This is a genomic window from Mucilaginibacter sp. P5_A6 (assembly GCF_056400585.1).
Window position 1 is genome coordinate 1 of sequence record NZ_JBFUKZ010000050.1, and the last position, 9152, is coordinate 9152.

At 39.0% G+C, this 9152-nt stretch carries 7 protein-coding genes; 3 read left to right on the plus strand and 4 right to left on the minus strand.

What is annotated here, in order from left to right:
- Positions 1 to 764, minus strand: a 764-nt coding sequence (locus AC1DO4_RS27130) for a polysaccharide biosynthesis/export family protein (protein WP_477420897.1), incomplete at its 3' end; no start/stop codon positions are given.
- Between the two features lie 245 nt (positions 765 to 1009).
- Here AC1DO4_RS27130 and AC1DO4_RS27135 point away from each other — a divergent pair.
- Entirely contained in the window at positions 1010 to 2422 is a 1413-nt protein-coding gene (locus tag AC1DO4_RS27135) for a S41 family peptidase (RefSeq protein WP_477420898.1), read from the plus strand.
- Between the two features lie 4 nt (positions 2423 to 2426).
- On the opposite strand, the gene AC1DO4_RS27140 is transcribed toward AC1DO4_RS27135, so the two are convergent.
- The 3 genes from AC1DO4_RS27140 to AC1DO4_RS27150 form a co-directional block, all read right to left on the minus strand.
- A complete protein-coding gene (locus AC1DO4_RS27140; protein ID WP_477420899.1) occupies positions 2427 to 3290 on the minus strand; it encodes a hypothetical protein in 864 nt (287 codons plus the stop codon).
- A 110-nt stretch (positions 3291 to 3400) separates the two neighbouring features.
- Positions 3401 to 4789, minus strand: a complete 1389-nt coding sequence (locus AC1DO4_RS27145) for a hypothetical protein (protein WP_477420900.1) — start codon at positions 4787 to 4789, stop codon at positions 3401 to 3403.
- 73 nt (positions 4790 to 4862) lie between these two features.
- Positions 4863 to 7919, minus strand: coding sequence for a TonB-dependent receptor (locus AC1DO4_RS27150; protein WP_477420901.1), 3057 nt, complete (start codon positions 7917 to 7919; stop codon positions 4863 to 4865).
- A gap of 298 nt (positions 7920 to 8217) precedes the next feature.
- Here AC1DO4_RS27150 and AC1DO4_RS27155 point away from each other — a divergent pair, with 298 nt between their 5' ends.
- Together AC1DO4_RS27155 and AC1DO4_RS27160 are read left to right on the plus strand one after the other, a co-directional pair.
- Positions 8218 to 8406 (plus strand): hypothetical protein, encoded by a 189-nt coding sequence (locus AC1DO4_RS27155; protein ID WP_477420902.1) that lies wholly within the window; start codon positions 8218 to 8220, stop codon positions 8404 to 8406.
- A gap of 523 nt (positions 8407 to 8929) precedes the next feature.
- On the plus strand, positions 8930 to 9152 hold a 223-nt coding region (locus AC1DO4_RS27160; protein ID WP_477420903.1), incomplete at its 3' end, for a carboxypeptidase-like regulatory domain-containing protein.

The window sequence follows — 9152 nt, forward strand, 5'->3', positions numbered from 1 at the left end:
GATAAAGTGCGCGTATCTGTACGCGCTTGCCGCTCCTTTAACTTATCGGGCCTGATGTAAACAACATCGTTTTGTCGCAGATAAAATACCGATGATTGTAATAAGCTTTTGCTGTTTAAATCTATACGACTAACCGTTCTGATGCCATTTTCTTCATGAATTACCTGTACATCTTCGCGTTTTCCGTATACGGTCATGTCACCTGCCAATCCCAATGCCTCAAGTACATTAACGCGACTGTTAGGAATGCTAAACACGCCCGGTTTATTAACTTCGCCAATAACGGTTATTTTAAAATTTAAAAGTTTTATGGTAATTATAGGATCCTTTACAAAGCTTCCTAAAGAATGGCTAAGTTTATCAATTGCCTGTTCAATAGTAAGGCCATCCAGTTGTACTTTACCAATTACCGGATAAGTGATATAACCGTTATTATCTATAATGTAGCCGGGTACATCTGCAATAATGGAATTATTAGCCGGGACTGCCGAATTAACTACCGGCAATAAACCTTTATTGAGGAGGGTACTTGTCTCTGGATCAACGTTAGTAATATTGATACTTAAAATATCGCCGCTTTTGAGGTGCGGCTCAATAAGGTTCGTGATTTGGGAACGATATACTGCGGTATCGCCCATATCGCTCATATACGTTAAATTACGCTTAGTAGCACATGACGATATGGATAAAATCAATAAAGTACTACAAAGACATTTTAAGCCGGCATCGCCAACTTTAAAAAGTTTTAGAAAATTATAAATCATTAATTGCAGGGTAACCTATGACAAGGCATATTAAACTCCTGTAAAGATAATTTGCCAATGTAACTTTCATGTTACCTTTACATTTTCTTAACCTGCTATTTTACAGTCACTTCGTTGGTAGGGGCCCACAATTTGCACCTATTGTTATCAAATAATTACGAGCATATTATATTATCTGATTTACAGTTAGTAGCAATATATCGGCTGCTCTCTTAAGTAAATTTGCAGTTATATAATTACCCTGCATGAGCACCTTACTAAAAACATCCTTTTTTTGTAAATTCCCAAAAACACTATTCCCTGCAATAGTGTGCATATTTATCTTTTACAGTTGTAAGAAAAATAATGAACCCACAAACCCTACCGGACCTGCAACAAATACAGAGATCAATAAATGGATTGCCGACTCTTTAAAAAGATATTATTACTGGGCAGATGATCTTCCGTCAGGGATAAATGCCAGCCTGGAACCTATAGGTTTTTTCAACAGCTTGAAAAACAGTGCTGACAGGTTTTCATTTATAAACCTGCCTGGCGGCGCAACCTCACATTCAGTTAGCAGCCGTTCAAAGTACGGTTTCGACTATGTTATTATTAAAGAACCAACAACCAACCGGATAATAGGGATAATAACACTGGTTTTAAACACCTCACCGGCACAGGGATCGGGATTAAGAAGGGGGCAGTATTTTACCAGGATAAACAACGCCGAGCTAACTGAAAGCAACATAACCGATCTTCAGAACCAAATATTGAGTTCAACTGCTGTTAAAATCACCGGTGCTACCTTTGACAAAGGAATAGTTAAAGAAACCGGATCAATTACAATACAGGCCGGCAGTACTTACGAGCAAACAGCTGTACAAAAAACGTTTACCGTGAGTGGCAAAAAAATTGGCTACCTGTTTTTTACCGCCTTTTTGGCTACCGACAGGGAAGCTTATTTGAGTGTTTTTGGAGATTTTAAATCAAACAATGTTACCRATCTGATACTTGATTTGCGCTACAATGCAGGAGGGGATGTTTCGGCAGCGGCGGCAATGTGCAGCATGATAGCTGCAGGATTAACAACCGGCGCTCCTTTTATTGAGTACCGGGGCAACAAAAATGCCGGGATACGCAAAGAATCATTCGGCACTGCGGCTTCTATTTCGGGCGGCCCTTCATTTGCTGTTTTGCAGCAACACAACCTGAACCTTCCCAAACTTTATGTATTAACTACGGCAGCAACAGAATCAGCCGCTGAGCTGGTGATCAATAATTTGCGCCCATATATAACCATTGTACAGGTTGGCCAAACTACCAGGGGTAAGGATGAAGCCTCCATTACTATTACTGATCAGCGCAGCGTCAAAAGGATAAACTGGATCATATACCCCATTGTTTATAAAATATTTAATGCCCTGGGTAGTGGTGGCTATTCAGGAGGCATTGCGCCAGGCTACCAAATGACCGAATCGGCAAACCTGCCCTTAAAAAGCTTTGGTGATGAAACCGACCCTATGATAAATGCTGCTCTTGGATTGATTGATGGCAAAGCCTTTATTTTCGCTACAAAACAAAGCATTAACGGCCTTAGCTCATCTTTAGCGACCTCCAAAACAGAAATATTTAATTCGGCCGCCTCTGCATTTAATCAGCCAATGATAAAAGATTAAATTGTTATTGAAATAAAACGGCCCTATCTGCTACAAGATAGTTTATATTATTAGGCTTTACATTGGTTATTCTGATGTCGCTGATAGTGTAAAGTGCTGTATAATCAGGTGTAAACTCTATAAAATCGTAAGGGGTAACGGTTACTCCCGGTGGATATGGCAAACTGTCGATTGTATTAGCAATATGCACATAAAAAATATAGTTTATAAATCCATCCTGCACAGGCGCATTAATTTCTGAGTAGGTATTGAACTCTGTACGTTTTATACCTTTTATTGTTTGCGCAACCTGGGGTTTTATAAGTATAGTATCAACATTAACCGTTTCCTTTTTGCCTGTGGCTGGGTTTGTTCTTGTAATCTTTATGGTCGTAGCATATCTTTCGTGCAGTTCAATATCTACGAGGCCGGTATAAGCAGATGACTGCGACTTAAATGTTATCCTGATGCCCATTTTTCCGGCAGTTGGTGCCGGGAATACCGGGTTTTGAAAAAATGTTTTACCGTCATAAAATATCTTCACGGTAGTATCTTTTGTAGGCGTGTTGAACCTGATCTGGCTGCCTGCATATGGGGCGCTATTATCAGCGTTATAAAAAACAACACGGTTAACCTCCAGTGATTCTGAAAAAGGCACTTCATAAGAAACATCAGATATTTCTTCAAATATTTCGCCGGCAACCACGCTGCGCGGCCCAACATGCACCTGCATTTTATCAAGCGTAAATCCACTTAGGTGGATGGTAGGGAAAGTGGTACCCTCGGCATAACCAGGGCGATAATCTTGTTTTGAACAACCCGAAAATAAGATAAAAATCAGGAAAGCAAAAATGGTGCTTATAGCTTTAAGATTGTTGGAAAATGGCATAATTGTATATTTTAATGAAGATCAGGTAATATGAAAAATCTACGCCTTGTATTTTTAAGGCGTAGATTTTTCTGAACAAGCAAACGATATTATTAAGTAACCGCTATTGATTAAAAATAATATTTAGTCCAGCTGGTGTTAAACCATTGTGGACGGCTTGTGTTGTTAAATGCACCCCAACCACCGGCAGTTGCAGGAGAAGCACTGGTAGGGATTACGTTTAGGTATGATTTAGTGTTATTTAAGTAAGGTTGAGCTATCCTTGCGAAACCATTGCTGTTTGTAGCAAATACATTTCTTTTGTTCCCATTAGCATCAATTGTTGTATTTAATGAAGTAGGATTAACAGCAAGAGAGAAACCGGTAATAACGTTGTTTTGAATTTTAGTAACGTTGCTTGTTACAAAATCTTTAGTAGTTGCATCAAAGTTGATACCTTCTGGATAACCCATGAAGATTGAAGCAGAAATTTCCATTTCGGCGCCTCTTCTGATACGGGCAGCGTATAAGTAACCCGGAGCAGCCCATGAACCGGTAGCATTTGCACCGATAATGGTCATGTTTTTAATGATTGGGTGGGTTTTTGGAAGCAAAGCAAAAGTTGCGTCTTCTGCCGGGGCATTGTTGTCAGCTTCGATGCCATTTGAATCGCTGTTAGCACCGCTTGCGCTGTGTGTAGCATAGATATCGCCAACTGCTAAACAATATTGTAAAGTACCTACGAAACCGTTATCAAAGTCAAAGTTATCGTCATCTGGTGCCAATGAAACAAGGTATGAAGCATTAACAGTTCCACCGAAGAATTCGAATGAATCATCTTTACCATAAGCTACTTCAATATGATCAAGTGAAGTACCGTTACCAACACCACCGCAAGTTAAGCCATTAAGCTCGTTGCCTGCAGACAGGATATAACCGGCATACTCGATACGTACATATTTTAAAGTACCTGAAGAGTGATTAGCAACAGCACCACCGTATTTGTTGTCAAACGGTTCGATAGCATCTAAGCCTTCAATGGTTTTGTTGGCAACGTTTACCGGCGCCTGGCCTAAAAGTACAACACCACCAAAATCACCTGGCTGAGCAGTAGTAAATGAATTACCATCTACTAAGTTTTTACTTGTGAAAATAATTGGGGATGAAACAGTACCTATAGCGTTAAGAACACCATGACGACAGATAACCAAAGTGCCTGGTTTGTTGTTAGCATCTACAACACCTACTATTATAGTACCAGCCTCAATAGTTAATGTAGCGTTGTCAATTGCAACAATACCTTTCAAAACGTGAACTTTGCTTTTAGTTAAAGTTGTGTTTACTGATATGTTACCAGAGAGGGTATCTTTTGGAAGTGAGCTCTCTGCATAATCAGCAGCTTTGGTATTTACAGCACCAAAGCTGTCTGATGAAGAGTCAGCAGTTGATGCTGAATCTTTTTTACAGCTGCTCATTGCAAATGTTGCCACRGCAGCTCCTAAGATTAAAAATTTTTTCATGTGAAATTTGATAATTGTTTTTTTTGTTTGCAGGTATTATTTTTTAATTTGCTTGTTTCTGAATTGATTGTGTTTAGAAAGTATAATTAAGTGATAAGGTAAAAGTGCGTCCGGTTTTACGTGAAAAGGTCACGTTGTCGTCTTTTTCAAAGCCATCGGTATAGCCTGGTTTTAGTTTTTTTCCTGAGTTTGGATTGCCTGGATCAACATTTTGATAGCTTACAACACCATCATAGTAAAAATTGGTACTGTTGAAAAGATTTGAAACATTAAAACGGATCTTCCCCTTCTTGTTAAATACATTGGCGCTAAGCTGTGCATCCGTTTGATCGTATGGAGCCTCAAATTCATTGTTATTTAAATTTTCTGTTAGCAGATAAAATTTGCGGCCTGTATGGTTATGAACAAGACTTAAGCCMAATATGTCGCCATCAAACTGTACGCCGGCGTTAAGCAGGAATGGTGTTTGGCCATAAAGTGGCCTGGTTTGTAATGCTTCTTTAAAAGTAAGCATCAGCTTACCTGGCTGGTTAGGTACCGGGGCTATCTTATCAAATAATAATCCTAAAACCTTTGATTGTATATAGGTTGCATTTCCAAAAACAGTGATTTTATCAAGTATCGGCAGGTTTTCATTAATAAATCCCAGGCGTTTTCTAACTTCTGCTTCAATACCGTAATCTTTAGCCCACTTACTATTATTATAGTAATATAAACTTTGGGTACGCTGTACCAGCTCAAGAGGCTTATCCAGGTACTTGTAAAAGCCCCCTATGGATAATATTTCACCTGCACCAGGGTACCATTCTGCTCGTAAATCATAGCTGCTGGTTTTGGTACTTACTATGAGGCTGCCTGTTATATCGGCATTTAATTCCGAATTATAATTGCTTGAAAGTGAACGCTCGTTAAACTCGGGCCTTACCATACTTTGTGAGTAAGCAGCGCGGATATTAATTTCGTCCGTTACGGCATATGTTAAATTTCCGGATGGCAAAACAGTCCATGCTTTATCAGCATCGGTGCGTATTAATGAATCTGTAGTATTTAAAAGCTTATTAGCTGTGGTAAACCCGTCATTGTTCAACTGGAGCTTAAAATATTCGGCACGTGCCCCTCCTACAAACCTAAGCTTTGGCCCGATTTTCTGATCGAGCATTAAATACCCTGTATGCGCGTTTGACGCACCCTGGTAGCTATTGTACCCATAGCCGTAAACCTGGTATACCAAAGCCGAATCGCCGAAGTTGGAAGGGATGTGCGCATCCTGGATATTGAGCTTATATAAAAGCGGGGCATCCACAGGAGTGTGCGGACCTGCTGTTAAATAAGCCGTTATAAAGTTGTTCTGTTGTTTTTTATTGATACCGATATATCCTGCTTTTAAAACGCTGGTGTGGTTATCTTTACCAAATTGTCTTGAAGCAGATGCTGACCAGTTATAATCTGTTTCGTTTACATTAAACCCTTGCCTGGATAAAGGAAAAATGCCAACAGCTGTAGTCGAATTATTTACCTCGTCGTGAAAATAATTACCATATACCTGATTATCGTTGAATAGCTGCCGTCTTAATAAATCTTTTCTTTTACGATTGATATTGGTGCGGCTAACATCCCAGTTAACTTTAAATTTCCCCAAACGGTGCTCACCTTGCAGTTTATTTTGCAATAGTCCTAAAAAGTCCGGCTCGGTAGTAATACGTTCTGTTGAAGGGGCAACATCAGGGTCAAGGATTACACCGCCCCTGTCATTATCATAACCAAAAAGGTCAGTTAAAACGTTGGAAAAAATACGTGTGTAAGTATTCCTTAAACCGATAGAGTGATTTTTACTTTTAAAACCTATGTTAAACAGCCCGCCATAAGTTGTATTAAAATTGTAAACCTTACCATATCCCGAAGGATGGTCTTCATCAAATTTGGGATAATTAGGATTTAATCCGATACTGAAAAGCCCCCTTTGATTTATAATATCTGTTATGGTTTGCGTGTTGCGATAGTTTAATGATGCAATAAATCCAAATCTGTTATCCGGATTTTTGAGAGTATAAGACTGGCCAATTGTAAATGTGTAATTTTGATTAGGCTGCGCTTTATATTTGTATAAACCCCAGTTGTTTGTAAACTGCTTACTAAAGGCTATATCATCATTAGTGAAGGGAACAGGTGGTTGTCCGGGACTTGCTTCAGTTTTACCTGTAGTAACTGCAAAGTAACCGGCCATCTTACGGGTTCCGTCATCAAACCCAAAGTAATCATACTTGCCTCTTTTGGTAGAAATAAAGTCTTTACCGGTTGATTGATCGTTAAAACCAGAACCTATTGAAAAGCTGATAAAGTTTTTTGTTGGTATATCCCTTGTGTTTATCTGTACCATACCACCGGCAAAACCAACCGGCAAATCGGGGGTAACTGTTTTGTATACAGTAACACTCTCAATCATCTCTGAAGGGATTACATCAAAAGAGAAATTTCTTCTTGAATAATCTGTACTGGGCAGCGGGGTGCCATCAAGGGTGGCCACGTTATATCTTTCAGAAATACCCCTTACTATAACATACTTGTTATCAAAGGTGCTAAGTCCGCTTATTCGTTTAAGTGACTGCCCAAGGTTAGCGTCAGGAGTTTTTGCAATTTGCTCGGCAGATATTCCATTTGTTATACTCGCAGCATTTTTTTGCCGGGTATAAACACCTTCGGCTGATGATTTCTTGTAACTTGACGTAATTACAACCTCTTTAAGATCATTCCGTGTTGGCTTAAGTGAAACCGAAAGACTGGTAATCTCCCCGGATTTTACAATAACCTCAGTAACACGCTTGGTTTGATAAGACAAAAAGCTAATTTCAACAATATAGACACCAGGGTTTACCGAAATGGAGAAACTTCCGTCGATGCTGGTTTGGCCTCCTGTATTTTGTCCCACAATTTTAACTGTAGCACCAGGTATTGATTCTCCCTTTTCATCAACAACTTTACCGGCAATTTTTCCTGTTGCAAAGGTTTTTGGAGTAAGGGAAACATCCACACCGGCAGCTATTCCCAATACAGGTAACATTAAAATACCTATAATGAGCAAAGCATATTTGTTAAATTTTTTAAATAAGCTTAAAATGTAAAAATTGGGCATAGAAAACTTTGTGATAATAGTTATAGTATTTTGCCGACTATTGAGCTACAACATATTTTGCAGGTGTTTAAGCTCTTGTCGGGCAGCACAAAGTAACTGTAACAAGGTGATTACATTATCAATGCACCATTAAGAAAACATTAGTTATAGCCTTAATTATTAGCCGGATAGGGGCAGGTATAAAAATGAAATTATGCCATTGTAAAGTTTAGCAAAAAGGGGATTTATCTTAAAACGCTAAATAAATCGGCGAAAGGTGGTTGATTAGAGATTCCCGAGTTGGTAAATAGCGTCGCTTATGGCGCTGAGGGTGATTGCCGGATCGGTTCGACTCGTTGACCTTTTGGCCGACGGAAATAAAATCGTCTTTGGAGATGAACTAAAAGATGATTTGGTCAAGCAGCTTAAAAAAAGTAATGCGGCTGCCCTGAAAGCGGTAGAACGCGCAGCAGAAATTTGGTATCCATCAAAAAAACGGAATCTATAGAACAGGTGCAACAAGAATAGCTTCTGACCAAATCGGTTTGAAAGGTTTATTTCTTAAACAATTTGGTTCATTTTGGATGGCGGTAAACATTACGATTGTCAATACACGTTGCTGATTTTTCAGTAAGTACCTACGCACCAAATCAATAGTATAACATTGATTATCAACAAGTTAAATAACTAACATCTTGATTACGATTGATTGCAAGCTCAATTTTGTTTCACTTTTAACATTATTGTTATGAAAACTAAATTCAGTTTGCTTTTTTACATCAGATTAACAGCCCCATTCCGTTATGGGTACGGATTACCGTGAACGGCAAGCGTTCTTTTTTCCGCAACAAACCCGCTCCGATTCACACGTCTTCCGACCCCTTCTCTTAAACAGTCCCTAAATTTAATTAGATAGGGCTTCAATTACAACATACATTGATCAACAAACAACTTGAATTTAATATCCAGCTAATAGCCGGAACCTATTTTCGCAGCAAACTATTAATAGTGATAACTTTATTAATCTACCGATGAAATACTGTATTCCCATTTTCTTTCTGCTTTTTGCCCAGGTTTGTTTTGGCCAGCTAAAAATCAGTGGAAAAATTATTGACGAAAAAAAGGAACCTGCTGGTTTTGTAACCGTTACTTTGCTCCTGGCTGCCGATTCGYCTAAATTCGCAGCCGTGCAATCTACATTAGAGGGTGCATATTCCTTTACGGATGTTAAGCCTGGTGTGTATCTTGTAGCCA

Coding starts and splice junctions, on each gene's coding strand:
- AC1DO4_RS27155 (WP_477420902.1), top strand. CDS start 8,218: ATGGCGCTGAGGGTGATTGCCGGATCGGTTCGACTCGTTGACCTTTTG.
- AC1DO4_RS27140 (WP_477420899.1), bottom strand. CDS start 3,290: ATGCCATTTTCCAACAATCTTAAAGCTATAAGCACCATTTTTGCTTTC.